Source organism: Sphingomonas sanxanigenens DSM 19645 = NX02, assembly GCF_000512205.2.
Lineage (GTDB): Bacteria > Pseudomonadota > Alphaproteobacteria > Sphingomonadales > Sphingomonadaceae > Sphingomonas_D > Sphingomonas_D sanxanigenens.
Genome location: NZ_CP006644.1, coordinates 626,359 through 643,636, shown reverse-complemented (window position 1 = coordinate 643,636; position 17,278 = coordinate 626,359). Strand labels below are relative to the sequence as shown.

General features: G+C 68.4%; 20 protein-coding genes. 7 read left to right on the top strand and 13 right to left on the bottom strand.

What is annotated here, in order from left to right; genetic code table 11:
- Positions 1-247: 247 nt before the first annotated feature.
- Genes NX02_RS02940 through NX02_RS02915 form a run of 6 tightly spaced genes read right to left on the bottom strand, consistent with a single transcriptional unit; the run spans position 248 to position 4,436 of the window.
- The gene (locus NX02_RS02940; protein WP_039996373.1) at positions 248-1,840 is read right to left on the bottom strand and encodes a terminase; all 1,593 of its coding nucleotides are present in this window, start codon (positions 1,838-1,840) and stop codon (positions 248-250) included.
- Between the two features lie 4 nt (positions 1,841-1,844).
- Positions 1,845-2,468, bottom strand: coding sequence for a terminase small subunit-like protein (locus NX02_RS32070; RefSeq protein ID WP_158013873.1), 624 nt, complete (start codon positions 2,466-2,468; stop codon positions 1,845-1,847).
- A 40-nt stretch (positions 2,469-2,508) separates the two neighbouring features.
- On the bottom strand, positions 2,509-2,967 hold the full coding sequence (locus NX02_RS02930; protein WP_025290699.1) for a hypothetical protein: 459 nt from the start codon (positions 2,965-2,967) through the stop codon (positions 2,509-2,511).
- Positions 2,964-3,350: a hypothetical protein gene (locus tag NX02_RS02925; RefSeq protein WP_162232653.1), complete on the bottom strand. Its 387-nt coding sequence runs from the start codon at positions 3,348-3,350 to the stop codon at positions 2,964-2,966. Before NX02_RS02925 ends, NX02_RS02930 begins: the two co-directional genes overlap by 4 nt.
- Positions 3,351-3,354: 4 nt before the next feature.
- Positions 3,355-4,074 carry a hypothetical protein gene (locus NX02_RS02920; protein ID WP_025290697.1) on the bottom strand — a complete coding sequence of 240 codons (720 nt, stop codon included), beginning with the start codon at positions 4,072-4,074 and terminating at the stop codon, positions 3,355-3,357.
- Entirely contained in the window at positions 4,071-4,436 is a 366-nt protein-coding gene (locus NX02_RS02915; RefSeq protein ID WP_025290696.1) for a hypothetical protein, read from the bottom strand. Before NX02_RS02915 ends, NX02_RS02920 begins: the two co-directional genes overlap by 4 nt.
- 135 nt (positions 4,437-4,571) lie before the next feature.
- Between NX02_RS02915 and NX02_RS02910 the strand changes: the two genes are divergently transcribed.
- The gene (locus NX02_RS02910) at positions 4,572-5,045 is read left to right on the top strand and encodes a helix-turn-helix domain-containing protein (protein WP_025290695.1); all 474 of its coding nucleotides are present in this window, start codon (positions 4,572-4,574) and stop codon (positions 5,043-5,045) included.
- 256 nt (positions 5,046-5,301) lie between these two features.
- The gene (locus tag NX02_RS02905) at positions 5,302-5,493 is read left to right on the top strand and encodes a hypothetical protein (RefSeq protein WP_158013871.1); all 192 of its coding nucleotides are present in this window, start codon (positions 5,302-5,304) and stop codon (positions 5,491-5,493) included.
- A gap of 70 nt (positions 5,494-5,563) precedes the next feature.
- On the opposite strand, the gene NX02_RS02900 is transcribed toward NX02_RS02905, so the two are convergent.
- Entirely contained in the window at positions 5,564-5,800 is a 237-nt protein-coding gene (locus tag NX02_RS02900) for a hypothetical protein (RefSeq protein ID WP_158013870.1), read from the bottom strand.
- A gap of 398 nt (positions 5,801-6,198) precedes the next feature.
- Here NX02_RS02900 and NX02_RS02895 point away from each other — a divergent pair, with 398 nt between their 5' ends.
- Positions 6,199-7,521 carry an IS701 family transposase gene (locus tag NX02_RS02895; protein WP_025290692.1) on the top strand — a complete coding sequence of 441 codons (1,323 nt, stop codon included), beginning with the start codon at positions 6,199-6,201 and terminating at the stop codon, positions 7,519-7,521.
- A 357-nt stretch (positions 7,522-7,878) separates the two neighbouring features.
- On the opposite strand, the gene NX02_RS33225 is transcribed toward NX02_RS02895, so the two are convergent.
- The 4 genes from NX02_RS33225 to NX02_RS02885 all read right to left on the bottom strand — a co-directional run bounded on the left by NX02_RS33225 (position 7,879) and on the right by NX02_RS02885 (position 10,341).
- Positions 7,879-8,019 (bottom strand): hypothetical protein, encoded by a 141-nt coding sequence (locus tag NX02_RS33225; RefSeq protein WP_211258274.1) that lies wholly within the window; start codon positions 8,017-8,019, stop codon positions 7,879-7,881.
- 12 nt (positions 8,020-8,031) lie between these two features.
- Positions 8,032-8,187 carry a hypothetical protein gene (locus NX02_RS33065; protein ID WP_169787207.1) on the bottom strand — a complete coding sequence of 52 codons (156 nt, stop codon included), beginning with the start codon at positions 8,185-8,187 and terminating at the stop codon, positions 8,032-8,034.
- Positions 8,188-8,190: 3 nt separating this feature from the next.
- Entirely contained in the window at positions 8,191-9,267 is a 1,077-nt protein-coding gene (gene rsgA, locus NX02_RS02890; protein WP_342671295.1) for a ribosome small subunit-dependent GTPase A, read from the bottom strand.
- A gap of 333 nt (positions 9,268-9,600) precedes the next feature.
- Complete coding sequence (locus NX02_RS02885) at positions 9,601-10,341, bottom strand: SDR family NAD(P)-dependent oxidoreductase (RefSeq protein WP_025290690.1); 741 nt, start codon at positions 10,339-10,341, stop codon at positions 9,601-9,603.
- A 135-nt stretch (positions 10,342-10,476) separates the two neighbouring features.
- Between NX02_RS02885 and NX02_RS02880 the strand changes: the two genes are divergently transcribed.
- The 3 genes from NX02_RS02880 to NX02_RS02870 all read left to right on the top strand — a co-directional run bounded on the left by NX02_RS02880 (position 10,477) and on the right by NX02_RS02870 (position 14,012).
- Positions 10,477-11,379, top strand: a complete 903-nt coding sequence (locus NX02_RS02880; RefSeq protein WP_084717595.1) for an AraC family transcriptional regulator — start codon at positions 10,477-10,479, stop codon at positions 11,377-11,379.
- Between the two features lie 276 nt (positions 11,380-11,655).
- Positions 11,656-12,411, top strand: a complete 756-nt coding sequence (locus tag NX02_RS02875) for an SDR family NAD(P)-dependent oxidoreductase (RefSeq protein WP_025290688.1) — start codon at positions 11,656-11,658, stop codon at positions 12,409-12,411.
- Between the two features lie 278 nt (positions 12,412-12,689).
- A complete protein-coding gene (locus tag NX02_RS02870; RefSeq protein ID WP_025290687.1) occupies positions 12,690-14,012 on the top strand; it encodes an IS701 family transposase in 1,323 nt (440 codons plus the stop codon).
- A gap of 248 nt (positions 14,013-14,260) precedes the next feature.
- On the opposite strand, the gene NX02_RS02865 is transcribed toward NX02_RS02870, so the two are convergent.
- Entirely contained in the window at positions 14,261-15,103 is an 843-nt protein-coding gene (locus tag NX02_RS02865; protein ID WP_025290686.1) for a hypothetical protein, read from the bottom strand.
- A gap of 72 nt (positions 15,104-15,175) precedes the next feature.
- On the bottom strand, positions 15,176-16,663 hold the full coding sequence (locus NX02_RS02860; RefSeq protein ID WP_084717594.1) for a PQQ-dependent sugar dehydrogenase: 1,488 nt from the start codon (positions 16,661-16,663) through the stop codon (positions 15,176-15,178).
- A 137-nt stretch (positions 16,664-16,800) separates the two neighbouring features.
- Here NX02_RS02860 and NX02_RS02855 point away from each other — a divergent pair, with 137 nt between their 5' ends.
- The gene (locus tag NX02_RS02855; protein ID WP_025290684.1) at positions 16,801-17,184 is read left to right on the top strand and encodes a nuclear transport factor 2 family protein; all 384 of its coding nucleotides are present in this window, start codon (positions 16,801-16,803) and stop codon (positions 17,182-17,184) included.
- The last annotated feature ends 94 nt before the right edge of the window (positions 17,185-17,278 follow it).

Sequence of the window (17,278 nt, the reverse complement as noted above, 5' to 3'; positions counted from 1 at the left end):
TCGGCGGGCGGGGCAAGCCTGGATTCACTCCAAACCCGATGAGATTTCGTCATCAGGGCTTGACCGGCGACCTCGAACAGCTAGCCTGAGCACTTCAGAGATCGTGGTCTGGCGGTTAACAAGCAGCCAGTCTGCACCAGATAAGGGCGGCGCTCCGGCGCCGCCTTTTTTGTTTGCCCGGAATGTTGAGACAGGCGCCAAACCATCCCCCCTCCCCTCGGGGCGTGCGGCAATCGCTGCTTTCAGCTCACTCCAGCTCCGCATAGCGGTCCCCGCCCTTCGCCGCCGCGCGCAGTTCTTTCCAGGTCTCCGTCTTCAAGGTCGCCATGTTGGCCATCGCATAGGCGTCGCCGAAGTCCGGCGATCGTCCCAGCCGCGTCTTCTGCGCTTCCTTGGGTTCGATGAAGATGCCGGTCGGGCGCAGGTCCCAGCGGTAGCTGGTGAGGTCTGCACGCAACTGGGGGTGTGGGGGGAGTGCGGCGGGGGTGGCGGCGGTGGGATCGAGGGTTTCGCGCAGGCGCCAGAGGGTTTCGGCGCGCAGGTTGGCGAAGGCCAGGCGGCCGTCCGCGGTGCGTTCCCGGCTGGCGCGGGCGAAGTTCACCGGCACCACCTGCACGTCGTTGGCGCTCAGGAAATTGACGCAGGAAAGGCCCCAGCCGACGACGTCCGCATGCACCACCGCGCGGTCGCGCCGGGCCATGATCACCCGCGCGGCGGCTTCCGGGCCGGCGCGGTCCTGCGGGATGTCGCGGCCGGGGATGATGATCGGCACGTCGAACCAGGCGCCGTGGCGGCGCGCGATCACCATGTCGTCGCGGCCACCGGCGGCGATGTCGGCGCCGAGGCTGTCCATCGCGCCGGGCGGGGCCGCAGGGCCGGCGCGCCAGCGCGCCATCGCCGCATCCACCCAGCTCGCCGGGATCACCGCCCACGGGTCGTCCGCCACGCCGGCGGCGAAATCGCCCTGCAGCATCTGCGTCCGCAGCGGCTCGGGCAGCGCCTGCAACGTGTTGAGATAGCCCGACTTCACGTAGAAATAATTGTCGGTCACGCGGCTGGGGATGAAGGTGCGGCTGAGCGGCACGATCACTTTCTCGGGCGGGAATTCGGCCGGATCGAAATCGGTCAGCGGTTCGCCCCGGAACAGCACGAACGGCTCGGGGCCCGCCGCCTCCACGTCGCGCCCACCCAGCGTGGTGAACCAGCGCAGCTCGCCCGGCCCGGCGGGGCGCGGGTGGTTGGGATCGAGCCAGGGCGCGAAATAGTCGATCACCCAGCGGCCCTCGCTGGTGGTGGGCGGGTTGAACGTCATCAGCACGCGGCAGCGCTGCGCCGGGTCCGCCGATCGCGCCCAGCCCATGGTGAAGCGCACCTGCGCCTCGCGCATCTCGGTCACCTCGTCATAGGCCTTCAGGTCGTGCGGGCGGCCCTGCCATTTGCGGTGATCGTCGGGCGCGTCGAGCCCGCCGAATTCCACCATGCCGCCGCCGGGCAGCCGCCACACCCCCTTCTGGCCGTTGTGCCCGGCGGTGGAGCCGAGCAGTTCGGCGAGGCGCTGGATGACGCCCTCGGTCTGGATCTTCTCGCGCCGGAAGATCACGCTGCGGCGGTGGCGGGTGAGCGCGAGGCCGGCGATGAGATCGGTCTTGCCGCCGCCCGCCGCGCCGCCATAGCCGGTGACGAACGCCGCGCTCTGCGCGCATTCGGCCTGCCGCCCCACCTGCGGGCGCCAGGGCATGTCGCGCAGGTCCGCCGCGAGGATCGCCTCGATCTCGGCGCGTTCCGCGGGCGAGGCGATGGCGAGCAGCCGCTCCCATTCGGCCGGGGTGCTGGGGATCATCAGCTCATTCCTCCGCGTCGCATGGTTCCTTGGCCCCCAGCCGGCGCTGCAGCGCATCGGCAAGGGCTGCGAGGCGGGTGAGCGCCAGCACCTCGTCGATCGGCTCGGGCGGGTCTTCGGGGGTGGCGCCGCCGTCATCGCGGCCGGCATAGCGGCGCGGGGCGACGAGCTGGGCGTAGCGCAGCCGCGTGTCGATGCGCAGCTTGGAGCGTGCGACCGCTTCCGCGGCGTCCTTGCCCGTCTCGGTGACGCCGTCGGCGATGTCGAGCGCCTGGTCGAGCATCGCCTCCGCCCCCGCCGCGCGCGCGCGGGCGAGGCCGGTGCGGACGGCCTCGTCCTCCATGTACCAGCCCCAGAAGGTGCGCTCGGCGGGCATCCGCTCGGCACCGGCGCGCAGCACCGCGGAGAGCGAGCGGCCGGTGGCGACCTCCGCGAAGATGCGCGGGATGACGGCGGCGCGGTCATAGCGGCGGGGGAGCTTGTTCTGCCCCTCCCCTTCCTTGCCCTTCTTCAGCCCCTCCTCTTCAGAGGAGGGGGAAGGGGTGGAGCAGCGTCGGCGGGGGCTCGATGCCCCCGGCGACGCTTTTTCCGCTGCCGCGGAAGCTCGCTTCGCTCGCCCCCACCCCAACCCCTCCCCTGAAGGGGAGGGGCTACCAACAAGCGCCCCCTCACCCACGCTCCTGTTCCACCTGCCATCCCACGAACACCAGGTCGCACAGCGCGTCCGCCAGTGAGACGCCGCGCTTCTGCGCCCACGCCGCGATCTCGGCCGCCACCGTCGGCTGGTGCGTCGCCACCACCGTGCGCGCCGGCGCCGGCACGCCCGCCTTGGGCCGCTCGCGCCAGTGGGGGGACTGGTTGGGCGGTTCCGCCGTCCACGCCCCCGTCGCGACGATCTGCACGCGGCGGCTGCGCTGGTAGCGCTCGACGCGGATCAGCCCCTTGCGCTCCAGCCGGCCGACGATGGTGGGCGTGGTGCTGGGCGAGGCGCAGCGGATCAGCGCGCCGAGCGCATCGGCATTGGGGCATTGCGCCCCCGCCGCCGCGGCCTCCGCCAGCGCGCGGTAGATGGTCAGTTCGTTCCACGACAGCCCGGTCAGCCCGGCATGGCCTGCGATACTGGTCATTGCTTCTCTCCTCGAAATTCCCGGTCATGCCGCCACGCCAGCATCCTGAGCCGCCCGAGCTGCCATTCGCGCAGCGCCAGCGGGCCGCGCGCGCCCTCCCGAATCTCGGCGACGGTGGGGAAGAAGCGGCAGCGGCGGATGCAGGCGGCGACCGCCTCCGCCAATATGTCCGCCGGCAGGTCGGCCAGCGCCTCGCGATAGAGCGCCAGCCGCGCGGTGGCGGCGGCCTCGCTCTGCTTCACCGGCGGGAAGGCGAGCGCGAGCTTGCCGATGGCGATGTCGATCGCGGCCACCGGCGCGCCCCGCCCCGCCGCCTCGATCTCGGCGATGGCGCGGGCCAGCGCGCCGCGTTCGGCGGGCGTCGGCAGCGGCAGGTCGAACAATCGCTCAGCCCCCTCCAGCGCTGCGCCCAGCCGCGGCGGCAAGCACGGCGCCCAGCAGCGGGTTGTTGAAGGCGGGATCGTCACCGGCAGCGGCGGCGGATCCGGCGGAAGATCGGTGAAGCGGCCGTTCGCGCGGGGGCCGATGGCGCGTGCGGTTGTCATTGCGATGCTGTTCCCATTGTTCTGCGTTGCCGATCCAGGTGCGCCAGCGCGCCTGCCAGTCCGCCGCCAGCCCGCGTTCGCCGGGGGCGGCGGCATAATGATCGCGGAAGCGTGCCAGCTCGCGCTCGATCCGCCCCGGCTCCCACGCGTTGACGGTGGCGTGGGCGATGGTGCCGGGGGTGAGCGGCGCGGGCTGCCAGTCCGGCGGCAGCCGCGATGCGGTGGTGCGGCGGCGCGCACGCGGCGCACCGCCAGCGGGGTCGATGAGGGGGTTAATTTCTTTGGGGGGTGTGGGGGGCGTTTCTTTATCGGGGGGTGGCGCGGCGCGGTCCGCCGGAATTCCAGTGGAGCGCCCGCCCCCTGCCCCTGCGCTCTTCCGTTCGCGATCATAGGCCCGGCGACGCTCCGCCACCGGATCGATCGCGGCGGCGGCTAGCGCGGCGTCCGCCGCGTCCAGCCGGCCGAGCAGCCGCGCGACGCGCGCCAGCAGCGCCGGCGCCAGCCCGGCGTCGACCAGCGCGGCGACGAGCGCGCCCGCATCATCGCCGCCGCCGCGGCTCACCGCGCGCCGCCCGCGCTGCCCGCGCCGATGCCGGCCGGATCGAGGCCCGCCGCCGCGCAGGCCGCCTCGAACGCGGCGCGATCGGCCAGCGCATGCTGCCCGGTTTCCAGCATCCGCAGCAGCAGCAGCCGCGATCCCTGCTCCGCCCAGCGCGCGGGATGCTCCTCCTCGTCATCGGCCTCGTCCTCGACCGGTGGGCCGTCGGCGCGCGCGCCGAGGCGGCGGGCGCTGCCATCGGCCACCATCTCGCGCCGCAGCCGGCGGATCGCATCGACACTGACGCCGAAGCCCTCGGCGCGAAGCTGGCGCACCGTGGCGGTGCCGGACATCGCGAACAGCAGCGCGCGGGCGCGCGCCTCCATCCGCGGGTTCATCGCCGGCGGGGCGCCGGCCGGGGGGTGAGTCTGTAGCATGAGTCGAAATATACGATTATCGTATATACGATGCAAGCCCGTCTGTGGGTGGACGATCGCCACCGGCGCCGGTAGATCTTGGCCATGCAATCCGCGCAGGAGATATTGGCGCTGCTCAAGGCGCGCGGGGTGACCCAGGCCGAAATCGCGCGCGTGCTGGGCGTGGCGCAGCCCAATGTGGCCACGCTCTACAATCCGGCGAAAACCGGCCGGCGGCGCAAGCTGGGCTATGACGAGGCGGTGGCGCTGATCGCCGCCTTCGACCTGGACGCGGCGGGAGACGGGGCGGCGGAGGGGGCCGCGGCCGGCGCGCGCACCAGCCCTCCCCCCGCCCCCGCGCCGATCAGTGCAGCCGCGCTCGCCCCGGTTTTACAGGCACTTGTGCCGCTGGCGCCGCCCGGCCCGCTGTCGGCGTCAGCTGCTGAAGCCTTGGCTCTAGCATTGCGACATGCGCTTCAGCTTCTGCCATCCGAAGGTTCCACTGAGCCCTCTTCGGATCAGATCGCGATGGCCGCTCGCGCAGCAGCGCTTCGATTTCGCGAAGCCTTGCCATCATGACGATGCGGCACATCGCGCAATCCAGATAGCAGGGCTGGCAACCGCCCTCGCATTCCGGATCGGGCAAAGTGACGCGCTCCAGCTCGCGCATGGGCGACTCGACTCCCTTGTTCTCTTTTTGTTCTGACGGTTGCTTTCCTATTCCGCAAGGAACATCGCAGGAATTTTCCTATCCGATCTGGACGCGACTGCGCGTTGCGGTTGACGTTTGAATATGATTTTCATATATTCGCTGCCATTCGATACGGAGCCCGCGATGATGCCACCAGCCCCCGAATTCATCACCCTCGCCCAAACCCTCACCACCAGCTGGACCGATCTCCGCACCCGCCCCGCCACCGAGCGCGACGACGCGGCCGAACGCTATCACGCTGCGCGGGCGGAGGTGCTGGCGTATCTTGCGGGATGCGGGGTGGATGCGGAGGGGTTCGTGGCGGCGGTGGCTTAACTGCGCTGGAACGTTTCGCATTATGACCTTGAAGCGCAAGTTCTCCGCCCGGCCATTCCAACTGCCAGCATCATTTGTGCCGACCGGGCCGATTGCTGGTGGCGCCATATTTGTAGAGCAGCTGAAACACGATCAGCGTAACGGGAAGACTGACTGACAGTGAAAGCCAATCGCTCGCATCATCCGGCAGCACGAGTTTCACGACGATAAGGCCGGAAAAGATTGCGATGAACAAAGCATATCGTTGACCCAAACGGACCGCCAGCGCGACAAACATCGCAAATCTCTGCGCCACATCACCCATCATCGGTCACTCCGGCTACCGGCCCCACTACAGCTTGGCAGTTGACCATATGCCAACGGGCGCGGATCTCCTCCCTCTGAATGTCGGCGCCGCAATACAAATCACGGGCAAGACGAGTCCTGAGCTTGGAGCGCGGTCCGGAGTTTAGTATTATGTCCCCGAAATTAGTGGTGAATTTCAGGGACACAATATAAAACTCAAACCCTGTTTTTAAATGCCTGCACGCGTCGCTGGAGTTAGCATTATGCCCCGAAACTGGTCATCAGCGAGGTGGCGCCAGCCGGCCGAAGCGACGCACAGTTTCGGGGACATAATACCCCTACTGAGTCAGAAGAAGGGGGGATTCGGTACCGGCGCAGATGTGATAGGCTCGGTGATTCAAACTGAGCTGGAGGGTCGGGATGGAGGGTCGCTGGACGGAGGAGATTGAAGCGCGTTTTGACGCTTATGTCGATCGTCTTGTGAAAGTGATCGGGCATGCGGACCGAGCCGAACCGTTGAGGGATTATTGCACGGGACTGCTGCTTCCCGTGGAGCGCAAGAGCGTGGAGCCGCTGGCGGCGGTGGTTCGGCCTGATCGGGTATCGGCGAAACACCAGTCGCTGCTGCATTTCGTGGGTCAGGGAGGCTGGTCGGACGAGGCGCTGATGGCGTGTGTCCGCGAGCAGGTTCTGCCGGTGGTGGAGCGCGACGGCCCGGTCGAGGCCTGGATCATCGACGACACGGGCTTTCCCAAGAAGGGGAAGCATTCGGTCGGCGTGGCGCGGCAATATTGCGGACAACTCGGCAAGACCGAGAACTGCCAGGTGATGGTCAGCCTGTCGTTGGCGACCGAGACGGCGAGCCTGCCGGTTGCGCACCGGCTGTTCCTGCCGGAGGCCTGGGCGAACGACGCCGAGCGGCGGCGCAAGGCCAGGGTGCCCGAGGATATCCCCTTCCGGTCCAAGACCGGGATCGCGCTCGATCAGCTCGCGGCGGCGATCGCGCAAGGCTTGCCGCCAGGCGTCGTGCTGGCCGATGCCGGCTATGGCGGCGCCGCCGATTTCCGCCAGGGCGTGACCGATCTGGGCTTAGCCTACGCGGTCGCGATCCGCCCCATCACCAATGTCTGGCGCCCCGGCGAGGCGCCGCCGCCACGCTCCAGAACGCACCGCCGTGGCCCTCGGCCTGGTGAGCAGAAGCTGCCCAAGCACGCTCATCAACCGGTTCAGGTCAAGGCGCTCGCGCTCGAGTTGCCCGACAGCGCGTGGCAGACCGTGACCTGGCGCCAGGGATCGAGCGAACCGCTCGGCGGACGCTTCGCTTTCCTGCGGCTATGCTGTGCCAATGGCGATGGCCTGCGCGCCAATCCTTCCCCCGAGCTATGGCTCATGATCGAATGGCCACAAGGCGACCCCGAACCCGCCCGCTTCTGGCTCTCCACCCTGCCAGCCGACATCGCCACGACCGAACTCGTCCGCCTCACAAAGCTGCGCTGGCGCATCGAGCGCGACTATCTCGATCTCAAGCAGCAATGCGGCCTCGGCCACTATGAAGGCCGCGGATGGCGCGGCTTCCACCACCATGTCACCCTATGCATCGCCGCCTACGGATTCCTCATCTCCCAAATGGAGACGATTCCCCCCTCAGCCCTCCACCATCCGCTATCCCGCCAAAAACCTCCCATTCCCAAAGCCTATATCCCGCGCGGCGCTCCCCGTTCGGCCGCAGCGCCATGTCCATGACTCCATCGCCACCATCCGCATCCACCTCGCCGCCGCCATCGTCAGGCGCCTAGCTCGATGTCCCTGCTGTCTCGCGCCTCAATCCAATATCCGATCTTTATGACGCAGTAGGGATACAAAATGCGCCGGTACGGGCATCGACGACGGCCACGATCGACCGATCGGCATCGCCCACGAGGCGCCGAATCCGCCTGAAGCGGGTGATCGGTGCGCAGGCTTAGGTAGAGGTTTTCTTAAGGCGATGGCGGCGCCATCCCCCGTCAGCACCGCTCCCCGCGATCACACATGCCGCCGGGCTCGCGAGGACCACCACCGCGCTCGCCTCTTCGCTGGGTTCGCCGTAGCGGCCGAGCGAGGTCAGGGCGCGCTGGACATCGGCGGCGTCGCCGTCCGCGCCGGATTGGCATCCGTGTCGGTCGATCCGCGCTGGACGAGGTTCACGGTGATGAGCTTGGGCCCCAGTTCGCGGCGGTGTCCGAGCGGCGGACGCCCGTTCATCCCCGGAACCGCCTAGCCAGCCCGTTTCGCCCGATGCTCCGCCAGCAGCGTATCGAGCTCTTCGATCCGGAGCCGCTCCGGCGTGCCCCGGGAGAGGCCCTTCAGCCGGCACTCGGCCCACAGGCGCTTGCGCTCGGACTCCAGCGCGCGAAGGTAAAGATCAGCCACGCATCATCTCCTGTTTCCACCTTTTGCCGGGCGGGAGCGGCGAACCGCTGCGGCGCCGCTGTTCACGGCATCTTCCTCGGCCAGCTTGCGCCACCGTCCGACGCGCGCTGGGTCGAGGCTCCCTTCCGCCATCGCGGCCTGGATGGCGCATCCGGGCTCGTCGGCGTGGGTGCAGTTCGCGAACCGGCACGCGAGCGCCACGGCGGTGACGTCCTCGAACACCTCGGTTACGCCGGACGCCACATCCGACATCTGCAGCTCGCGCATGCCGGGCGTATCCACCAGCCAGCCGCCGCCGTCCGCGCCGTCGGACAGGCGATGCATCTCGCGGACCGTTGTCGTGTGCTGGCCCTTGCCGTCGCCCTCGCGGACGGGCTGGGTGGCGATGCTGGCCGATCCCTTGAGCGTGTTGACGAGCGTCGACTTGCCGACGCCGGACGATCCCACCAGCGCGACCGTCTCTCCGAAGCCGCAATATCCGGCGAGGCGCGCGGCGCTCGCCGGATCGCGCCCGTCGACCAGTTCCGCCTGCAACCCCGGCTGGAGCGCGCGCGCCGCATCGACGAAGCTCCCCGGCATGGGTGAGAGATCGGCTTTCGTGAGGATGATGACCGGCCGGACGCGCGCCTCGCGCGCGAGCACGAGATAGCGTTCGAGCCGCGAAATGTTGAAATCCTGGTCGCAGGACGTGACGATGAACAGCGTGTCGACATTCGCGGCGATGAGCTGGACCCGGCGGTCGTCGCCCGGCGCGGGCCGCTTGAGCAGGCTCGCCCGATCGAGGATGCGCACGAGGGTCCGGCTGTCGCGATCGATCAACAGCCAGTCGCCCACGGTCGGTCGGTCCTCCGCGCCGCCGCGCACCGGCAGGCTGGACGAGATCGAGTCCGCGAACCCTTCGCCCGAGACGGTCACCCGTCCGCGATGAACCGACACGACGCGGGCAGGCGCGCAATGGTGGCCCGGCCCGGCGGAAACCTGTTCGCTGAAGAAGGGTTTCCAGCCGAGCTGGGCGAGACCGGATCCGGACGTTGCCGTCATCGGGTCAGCGGGCCGGTCAATCGCCTGACGGATCCGCATCGGGCGTTTCCTGCCCGGCGGCGCGCTTCTCCGCTTTCGCCAGCGCCTTCTTCGCGGATTCGGCTGCCTTGACGCGTTCGCGCTCGCGCCGCTCGAAGTCATAGTTCGGTTTGCGTGGTATGTCGGTCGCTCCTTCACTCGGGAAAACGGCCCGGGCAAAACGCTCGGCCCAGGGCCCTCATATCCCGGCTACACTGATCTGCCGGCCTCGGCTAGACTCGGGGACGCGTCGCGAAGGTCCATGCGCGCGCGCAGGCTGCCCCCCGCCCACGCCGCGCCGGAAACGGGAGGCCGGAAACGGGAGACTGGCGCGCGGGCGATGGCCGGATCCGTTCAGGCGAGCGCGCCGCCATCCGCCGTCAGTACGGCCCCCGTGATCACGCTCGCCGCCGGGCTTGCGAGAAACACCACCGCGTTGGCGACTTCGCGCGGCTCGCCATAGCGCCCCAGCGAGGTCATGCCGCGCTGGAAATCGGCGGCATCGCCATTGGCCGGGTTCGCATCCGTATCGGTCGAGCCGGGCTGAACGAGGTTCACGGTGATGCCGTCGGGTCCGAGTTCGCGCGAGAGGCCGCGGGTGAAAGCGGTCAGCGCCGCCTTGGACATCGCATAGGCCGTCACGCCCGGGAACGGCACCCGCTCGCCCAGTCCCGAGCCGATCGAGACGATGCGGCCGCCGTCGCCGAGATGCGGGATCACCGCCTTCGCAAACAGCACGGGCGCGCGGACGTTGACGTCCATCATCGCCTGCCAGGCGTCCACGTCGAGGTCGGCGATCGGGCCGGCGACGCCGATCGCCGCGCTGTTGACGAGGATGTCGATCCCGCCGAGCGCAGCGACGGCTTCGTCAACCGCACGCGCGATCGCCGCAGGGTCGGCGCTGTCGGCCTGGATGGCGAAGGCGCGGTGGCCGGTGCCCTCAATGGATCGGGCCACCGCCGCGGCCTTTTCCGCTGAGTTCTGGTAGGTGAAGGCGACGTCGGCGCCATTTTCCGCCAGCGCCAGCGCGATCGCGGCGCCGATGCCCCGCGAGCCGCCCGTCACCAGCGCACGCTTTCCGTTCAGATCGATCATGGTCTGTCCTTTTCTACCAAAGTTGGTTTGGGTGAGGATGTCGTGTCGATCGGGAGATAGAGAGCGATGACCGGAACGACATTCCCGATCATGCCTTAGTCTTGCCTGATCCTGCCAAGTGCCTATCTACCGCCCATGTCCGATCCCCAGCGCATCACCCGTCGCCTGCTTGACGATGTCGCCCCCTGGACCGCGTCCGGCCCGGGGCTGGTGGGGCGTGAGACGCCGGTGACGCGGCTGATGGTCTGGTCGAGCACGAGCGACACCGCGCCGGTATCGGCGGTGTTCGAACCGATGTTCTACGCGGTCGCGCGCGGCACCAAGGTGCTGACGATGGGCGCCAACCGCTTCGAACTGGTGGCGGGCGCGTGCGCGGCCTCGTCCTTCGGCCTGCCCTATGCCCATGAACTGACCGGCGCGGCGCCCGGCCTGCCCTATGTCGGGATCAGCCTCCATCTCGATATCGACCGGCTGACGCGGGTCATGCTCGGCATGCCCAAGGGCGAAAATCGCTGGACCTGCGCGGTGGCCGCCGGCGACCTGAACAGCACGGTCGGCGATGCGTTCGCGCGGCTCGTCGGGCTGGTGAACAGCCCCGACGATGTCGCCATGCTCGCCCCGAACTATGAGAGCGAACTCTATTACCGCCTGCTGCAGAGCCCGATGGGCGACACGCTGCGCCAGATCGGCCAGCGCGACGATCGCGTGCGGCAGATCAAGGCCGCGGCCGACTGGCTGGGCGCGAACAACAACGCACCCGTCGTCATCGCCGACCTTGCGGCATCGGCAGGGATGAGCGTCACCTCGTTCCACCGGCATTTCAAGGCGGTGACGGGCCACAGCCCGCTCGCCTTCCAGCGCCACATGCGCCTGCTGGAAGCGCGCAAGCTGCTCGCCGCCGGCAGCGCCAATGTCGAGCGCGTGGCGTTCGAGGTGGGTTACCAGAGCCCGTCTCAGTTCAGCCGGGAGTATAAGGCGATGTTCGGCAATGCACCGGTGGCGGACCTCCGGCGCGGGGGTGTCGCGGGGCGGGGGTGATCGCCGGCCGTTGGGGAATGGCCGGGAGCGCGTCCATTTCGAAACCCCGGCATCGGAACGAAATCGTCCGACACCGCACCGTGCGACATCAACGATTCGTTCGAGCCTGGCATATTGGCAAAGGACGGCGCCGGCGGGCGCAGCACCCGCTATTCGCGGCAGGGCTGGCAACGCATCCGCAGGATCAGGCAAGAGAACCGTCGGATCCGGCAACCACGCACCGCCTCCGCACGGCACAAGGATGGGGTTCCAACCCCACCCCAAGGAGACGTTCCCATGACCACCATTTCGCTCGTCACCGGCGCCAATCGGGGCCTTGGCCGCAACATCGCGCTCAGCATCGCGCGGCGCGGCGGCGATGTCATCCTCACCTTCCGCAACGGCGAGGAACAGGCAAGGGCCGTCGTCGCCGAGATCGAGGCGCTCGGCCGCAAGGCCGTCGCGCTTCGGCTCGACGTCGGCGATGTCGCCAGCGTCCCCGCCTTCGCCGCCGATGTCCGCGCCGCCTTGTCCGCCACCTGGAACCGCGACAGCTTCGACCATCTCGTCAACAATGCCGGCCAGGGCGAGATGGCGAGCATCGCCGACACCACGGAGGCGCAGTTCGACGCGCTGTTCGACACGCATGTGAAGGGCGTGTTCTTCCTGACGCAGGCGCTGCTGCCCGTCCTGGCGGACGGCGGCCGCATCGTGAACGTCTCGTCCGGCCTCACCCGCGTGTCGGTCGCCGGCTTTGCTGCCTATTCCGCCGCCAAGGGCGCGGTCGAGACGCTGACGGTCTACATGGCGAAGGAGTTCGGCAGCCGCGGCATCACCGCCAACGTCGTCGCCCCAGGCGCGATCGAGACGGATTTCCTCGGTGGCGCGGTGCGCGACATGGCGGACCTCAACAAGCAGTTCGCCGACATGACCGCGCTGGGCCGCGTCGGCATGCCCGACGATATCGGCCCGATGGTCGCCAGCCTGCTGGGGCCGGACAATCGCTGGGTCACCGCGCAGCGGATCGAGGTGTCCGGCGGGCAGACGATCTGAGCCGGCCGGGCAAGGAGAGCGCCGCGACATCGCGCGCGGCGCCTTCGCCTTACAATGCCTGTTTTCCATCAACCTGCCCGCGTGGCTGTGATTTCGGGGACACAATAGGAAATAGATCCGCGGCAAGTTTCGGAGACATAATGTAAAACCGCGGTGCCGAACGCCGCGATCAGCGGTGTCGAAGAGTTTCATATCCCTACTGAGTCAGAAGAAGGGGGGATTCGGTACCGGCGCAGATGTGATAGGCTCGGTGATTCAAACTGAGCTGGAGGGTCGGGATGGAGGGTCGCTGGACGGAGGAGATTGAAGCGCGTTTTGACGCTTATGTCGATCGTCTTGTGAAAGTGATCGGGCATGCGGACCGAGCCGAACCGTTGAGGGATTATTGCACGGGACTGCTGCTTCCCGTGGAGCGCAAGAGCGTGGAGCCGCTGGCGGCGGTGGTTCGGCCTGACCGGGTATCGGCGAAACACCAGTCGCTGCTGCATTTCGTGGGTCAGGGCGGCTGGTCGGACGAGGCGCTGATGGCGTGTGTCCGCGAGCAGGTTCTGCCGGTGGTGGAGCGCGACGGCCCGGTCGAGGCCTGGATCATCGACGACACGGGCTTTCCCAAGAAGGGGAAGCATTCGGTCGGCGTGGCGCGGCAATATTGCGGACAACTCGGCAAGACCGAGAACTGCCAGGTGATGGTCAGCCTGTCGTTGGCGACCGAGACGGCGAGCCTGCCGGTTGCGCACCGGCTGTTCCTGCCGGAGGCCTGGGCGAACGACGCCGAGCGGCGGCGCAAGGCCAGGGTGCCCGAGGATATCCCCTTCCGGTCCAAGACCGGGATCGCGCTCGATCAGCTCGCGGCGGCGATCGCGCAAGGCTTGCCGCCAGGCGTCGTGCTGGCCGATGCCGGCTATGGCGGCGCCGCCGATTTCCGCCAGGGCGTGACCGATCTGGGCTTAGCCTACGCGGTCGCGATCCGCCCCATCACCAATGTCTGGCGCCCCGGCGAGGCGCCGCCGCCACGCTCCAGAACGCACCGCCGTGGCCCTCGGCCTGGTGAGCAGAAGCTGCCCAAGCACGCTCATCAACCGGTTCAGGTCAAGGCGCTCGCGCTCGAGTTGCCCGACAGCGCGTGGCAGACCGTGACCTGCCGCCAGGGATCGAGCGAACCGCTCGGCGGACGCTTCGCTTTCCTGCGGCTATGCTGTGCCAATGGCGATGGCCTGCGCGCCAATCCTTCCCCCGAGCTATGGCTCATGATCGAATGGCCACAAGGCGACCCCGAACCCGCCCGCTTCTGGCTCTCCACCCTGCCAGCCGACATCGCCACGACCGAACTCGTCCGCCTCACAAAGCTGCGCTGGCGCATCGAGCGCGACTATCTCGATCTCAAGCAGCAATGCGGCCTCGGCCACTATGAAGGCCGCGGATGGCGCGGCTTCCACCACCATGTCACCCTATGCATCGCCGCCTACGGATTCCTCATCTCCCAAATGGAGACGATTCCCCCCTCAGCCCTCCACCATCCGCTATCCCGCCAAAAACCTCCCATTCCCAAAGCCTATATCCCGCGCGGCGCTCCCCGTTCGGCCGCAGCGCCATGTCCATGACTCCATCGCCACCATCCGCATCCACCTCGCCGCCGCCATCGTCAGGCGCCTAGCTCGATGTCCCTGCTGTCTCGCGCCTCAATCCAATATCCGATCTTTATGACGCAGTAGGGATATTGCGTCCCCGAAACTAGTGTCCATGGGCGGTGTCGAAGAGTTTCATATTGTGTCCCTGAAACTAGTTCCGCTGCGCATGGGATGATCGGAGAACAGAACCTGCCCCAGCGACATCGCTTCGGAGTTGGTGTTCACGCCGCTTCCCGCTCAACGCCCACCTCCGGCAAACGGCCCTTCAACGCCGGGTAAAGTGCGAGGAGATGGTTGGCGCCGAACACGACCAGCAGTTCTTCGGCCCGATCCAGATGGCGCATGATCAATTGCCGGAGATGGGCATTTCGCGCGTCGGTTTCGACCCGCACGATCCGTGCGGCCAGATCCGTGCCGCAGGCCGTGCCCAACCCGCGCGCCGCGGCCGGAGAATAGGGACCATCGTAGGCCCGCCGGAACCAGGCCCCGAAATCGAATGACGCGTCGACGTCGGGCAGGAAGCGGCGCGTGCGTTCGACCAGCGCGGCGGGCGACGCATCGCGCTCGCCCGCCAGGCGGCGCAGCACGTGTGCGCCGAGGATGTCGGCGTCGGCAAAGCCGGCGCGCCGGCTGTGCGCAATGAGGTCCGGCGTCGCAAGATCGCCCCCCATGAACGACAATCCGCGTCGCGCCGCGAGCACCGATGCATAGAGCGGCTCGGCGATGCGGCCATCGCGCAGCCTATGCTCGCCATCGGCGATGACCCGCGCCGGATTGGGCCCGAGCGCGGACGGCACGCCTTCCACGATGACCAGGGGAGCGCCACGCGCCAGTTCCCGCCGCACCAGCCCGTGCGTGGCATCCTTCGGGTCGGCGCCATGGTTTGCGGCGATGAAGCGCAGCCTCGCCCGCCCGTCGCCGAAGCTGACGACCATGGGCGGCTGCCACGGTACGAGCGCGACGGGCGGGACCGCGCAGGGGTGGTCCAGCGGCGCAACCCGAGCCGCGATCGGCCAGGGCGCAAGCGCGATGGGCGCGACGAGAATGCTGCGGCGATCGAGCAAGGATCTACGCCGCACTGGACCCGTCCGCCGGCGCCTGCATTCGGGCAGAATCTTCGCGTGACCGCGCGGCGATCAGCCGGACGGCCGGCTGGGCAGGTCGGCCTCGAAGATATCGCCGTCGCCATCGACGATGTAGATCCGCGAGCCGGCACTGCTCTGAATCTGCACCGGGCGGTCGATCTTCCCCTGATCGGGCACGAAATCGGCGGTGCGGCGATCGAAGTTCGCCAAGGGCAGCGCGGCGCCCGGCGCAACCGACGATCGGGGGACGACATAAACGGCCCCCGATCGATCCATCAGCACATAATCCTGCTGGGACCAGTTCAACGCGACGCCAATCAGCGCCGAGCCCTGCCCGCCCGCCGTACGCGGATGCTCGAGTGCCGGCTCGACCAGGCCGGACGGCGGCGCACCGCGCACGGCCTTGCTGCCCTCCTTGAACGGCCAGCCGAAATTCTTGCCCGGACCGATTCCCTGCAGCAGCGTCGCCTCATCGGCGACGTCCTCACCGGCATCGACGACCAGCCATGCATCGGACGCATGAAAATTGCCGCCGACCGGCCGGTGCAGCCCCTTGGCGATCACCGTGCTCAGATAAAAGTTCGGCGAGGCGCCCGCATAGGGATCGGGGTTCGGATCGAAGCGGATGATCTTGCCCAGCGGCGAGACATCGTTCTGCGCGCTGCCGGTCGGATCGCCGGTGCCGCCGCCATCCCCCAGGCCGACCATCAGCGATCGACCGTCGATGGCGATCCAGCCGCCGCCGGCATAGTCCGGCGCCGGCACGCTGATCAGCCGGAAGTCGGATTGGAAGACGGGCCCGCCGGCGCGCTGGCCGAATTCGCCGAGCACCACCCCGCCGCCCGTCGCGTACATCACGTAGAACCTGCCGTTGCCGGCATAGTCCTGGCCCGCTGCGATCGCGACCACGCCGACGCCGCCGACATTGGGGATGGTGATCAGATGCTCGCGCGCACCCGTCGTCACCGTCACGCGATAGATGGCGCCATTCTTCTGCGCCACGAGGATGACGCCGAGCGACTGGGAGGTCGGCGCCACCGCCACGGGATCGACGAAGCCGGTGGCAATCCGCCGCACCGTCACGCCCTCGGTCGAATTGGTGACGCTGACCCTCAGCGCGAGGCTGCTCGATGCGCTGCCGTCGCTCGCCTGGAGCTGCACCTCATAGACATTGTCGGCATCGGCATCGCCGGGCAGGTCGAAATTGGGCGGCGCCGCGAAGCGCAGTTCGCCGTTCGCCTCCATGGCGAACCGGGCCGCATCCGCCCCGCCGGCGATCGAGAAGGTCACCGGGCTTCCTTCCGCATCGGTAGCGGCGGCGCGATAGACGATATCCGCGCCATTCTCCTCGAAGCGCGCCGTGGCGGCCGAGGTGAAGCGCGGCGCCTGATTGGGCGCCGGTGGAGGCGCGGGCGGCGCGTCGTCGTCGCCACCGCCGCAGGATGCGAGCAGCGCCAGCGCGGCCATCGCCGTGCTATGGATCGCCCGGCGATACGCCGCGCCCGTTGCGGCACGACGCCGGCACCCGTTTCCGTTCATGAACCCTGTTTCCCCGCCACTGCCCCAGGTCGACGCTCATGGCACGGTTCGAGCGCGATATCGCACTGAAATTGCATGCCAAAACGGTGCGATCCTGCAATTGTCCCGCCCCGCGAAGCGTCCATGAAGGAGCCGCCATGCCCGACCTCGCCCGCAACAAGGCCAATGTCATCGCCTTCTACGACCTGATGTTCAACCAGTGCCGCCCGCGCGAGGCGATCGAGCGCTATGCCGGCGCGGACTATATCCAGCACAATCCGCATGTCGAAACCGGCAAGGCCGGCTTCATCGCCTATTTCGAACGCATGGCGCGGGACTGGCCGGGCAAGCGCGTCGAGATCCGCCGCGCCTTTGCGGACGGCGATCATGTGATCCTCCATTGCCTGCAGCACTGGCCCGGCGACCATGATTATGCCGGCATCGACATCTTCCGCCTCGACGAAGCCGGCCGCATCGTCGAGCATTGGGACGTGCTGCAGATCATCCCGGATACAAGCGCGAATCCCAACGGGATGGTGTGACGGCGCGGCATTCCGCCCCCCTTGCCCTTGCCGCCATTGCCCCTGTCGGCCGCCCACCGCCTCTGCTATCGCCAGCGCATCGCCGGCCCGGGGC

Coding starts and splice junctions, on each gene's coding strand:
- rsgA (WP_342671295.1), bottom strand. CDS start 9,267: ATGCGGATCCGTCAGGCGATTGACCGGCCCGCTGACCCGATGACGGCA.
- NX02_RS33225 (WP_211258274.1), bottom strand. CDS start 8,019: ATGAACGGGCGTCCGCCGCTCGGACACCGCCGCGAACTGGGGCCCAAG.
- NX02_RS02885 (WP_025290690.1), bottom strand. CDS start 10,341: ATGATCGATCTGAACGGAAAGCGTGCGCTGGTGACGGGCGGCTCGCGG.
- NX02_RS02875 (WP_025290688.1), top strand. CDS start 11,656: ATGACCACCATTTCGCTCGTCACCGGCGCCAATCGGGGCCTTGGCCGC.
- NX02_RS02880 (WP_084717595.1), top strand. CDS start 10,477: ATGTCCGATCCCCAGCGCATCACCCGTCGCCTGCTTGACGATGTCGCC.
- NX02_RS02860 (WP_084717594.1), bottom strand. CDS start 16,663: ATGAACGGAAACGGGTGCCGGCGTCGTGCCGCAACGGGCGCGGCGTAT.
- NX02_RS02870 (WP_025290687.1), top strand. CDS start 12,690: ATGGAGGGTCGCTGGACGGAGGAGATTGAAGCGCGTTTTGACGCTTAT.
- NX02_RS02900 (WP_158013870.1), bottom strand. CDS start 5,800: ATGATGGGTGATGTGGCGCAGAGATTTGCGATGTTTGTCGCGCTGGCG.
- NX02_RS02905 (WP_158013871.1), top strand. CDS start 5,302: ATGATGCCACCAGCCCCCGAATTCATCACCCTCGCCCAAACCCTCACC.
- NX02_RS02915 (WP_025290696.1), bottom strand. CDS start 4,436: ATGGAGGCGCGCGCCCGCGCGCTGCTGTTCGCGATGTCCGGCACCGCC.
- NX02_RS02910 (WP_025290695.1), top strand. CDS start 4,572: ATGCAATCCGCGCAGGAGATATTGGCGCTGCTCAAGGCGCGCGGGGTG.
- NX02_RS02855 (WP_025290684.1), top strand. CDS start 16,801: ATGCCCGACCTCGCCCGCAACAAGGCCAATGTCATCGCCTTCTACGAC.
- NX02_RS02895 (WP_025290692.1), top strand. CDS start 6,199: ATGGAGGGTCGCTGGACGGAGGAGATTGAAGCGCGTTTTGACGCTTAT.
- NX02_RS02930 (WP_025290699.1), bottom strand. CDS start 2,967: ATGACCAGTATCGCAGGCCATGCCGGGCTGACCGGGCTGTCGTGGAAC.
- NX02_RS02940 (WP_039996373.1), bottom strand. CDS start 1,840: ATGATCCCCAGCACCCCGGCCGAATGGGAGCGGCTGCTCGCCATCGCC.